Source organism: Mesorhizobium sp. M7A.F.Ca.ET.027.03.2.1, assembly GCF_003999175.1.
Taxonomy (GTDB): Bacteria; Pseudomonadota; Alphaproteobacteria; order Rhizobiales; family Rhizobiaceae; genus Mesorhizobium.
The window spans coordinates 1-1,217 of the sequence record NZ_RZOM01001410.1 but is presented as its reverse complement, the minus strand read 5'-3'; the positions used below and the strand labels follow the sequence as shown (position 1 = coordinate 1,217).

Genomic DNA, 1,217 nt, shown 5'->3' with positions numbered 1-1,217 from the left:
GGTTAGGGGTGGGGTCTTCTTCGCAAGAAATCCCTACGCCGCTCTCAGTCCCTCCCATGCCGTGAACACCGACACGGCAAAGAGCAGCAGTCCGGCCGCCCGGCCGGCAAAAATGGTGGCCCGCGGATTGGCGATCAGAAGGTTGCGGCTGCGGCCGGCCGTGATCGCCAGCCCGCCATAGATCGCAGCCTGCGTCACCACGGTCAGCAGGCCCATGATCGTCGCCTGCATCCAGATCGGACCGTAGTCCGGTTTCAGGAACTGCGGGTAGACGGCAAGCACGAACAGGTATGCCTTCGGGTTGATCAGGCAGGTCACAAAACCCTGGCGAAAAGCCTTCCATGCGGAACGGCTGCCGGTGGGTCCGTCCTGGCCGACAGTGATGGAACTGCGCATCAGCGTGATGCCGATAAAGGCCATGTAGGCGGCGCCGGCAAGCAGCAGCGGCTTGAACAGGATCGGCACGAAATGCATCAGCAGGCCGACGCCGATGGCGCCGTTCAGCGTGTGCACCATGCCGCCGACCATGATGCCGCCGGTCGCTGCCAGGCCCCTGTCGCGCCCGCCAGTCAGTGCATTGGCAAGCACGAAGAGCATGTCCATGCCCGGAACGGCGATGATGCCGAACAGCAGGATAAAGAAAAGCCAGAGGTTTTCCGCATAGCCCATGTCAGTTGCCTGCCGCCTCGCTCCGCCAAAACCGCAGCGGAACCTGTTGATTTTCAATTCGATAGGCGCTCCTATAGGTCAGCCCAACTGACAATGCTGTGTCAGTTGGGCGCGCAACCTGGGGTAAAAAATGCGCAAGGCCTCACGCCTGTTCGAGATCATCCAGATCGTGCGGCTGGCGCGGCAGCCGGTGACGGCGGCAACGATTGCCGAGCGGCTGGAAGTGACGGTGCGCTCGATCTATCGCGACATCGCAGCGCTGCAGGCGATGCGCGTGCCTATCGAAGGGGGCCGCGGCATCGGCTATATCCTGCGCCCCGGCTTCGACCTGCCGCCGCTGATGTTCTCGATCGAGGAGATGGAGGCGATCGTCCTGTCGCTGGCGCTGCTGGAGCGCACGGGCGACAGCGAACTCAAGCAAGCGGCCAAGCGCGTCAGCGCCAAGATCGCCGGCGCGGTGCCGCCACCCTTGCGGCAGGCATTCGACGCCAATGCGCTGCATGCGTGGGGATTCGCTGCGCCCTCGACCGGCGCGATCGACCTGGCGC

General features: G+C 64.0%; 2 protein-coding genes. One reads left to right on the top strand and one right to left on the bottom strand.

Features of this window, described 5'->3' with window-relative positions; translation table 11 throughout:
* Positions 1 to 33: 33 nt before the first annotated feature.
* Complete coding sequence (locus tag EN750_RS35130; RefSeq protein ID WP_127399335.1) at positions 34 to 669, bottom strand: LysE family translocator; 636 nt, start codon at positions 667 to 669, stop codon at positions 34 to 36.
* 130 nt (positions 670 to 799) lie between these two features.
* Here EN750_RS35130 and EN750_RS35125 point away from each other — a divergent pair.
* The coding region (locus EN750_RS35125; protein ID WP_145968232.1) for a YafY family protein at positions 800 to 1,217 on the top strand (418 nt) is incomplete at its 3' end.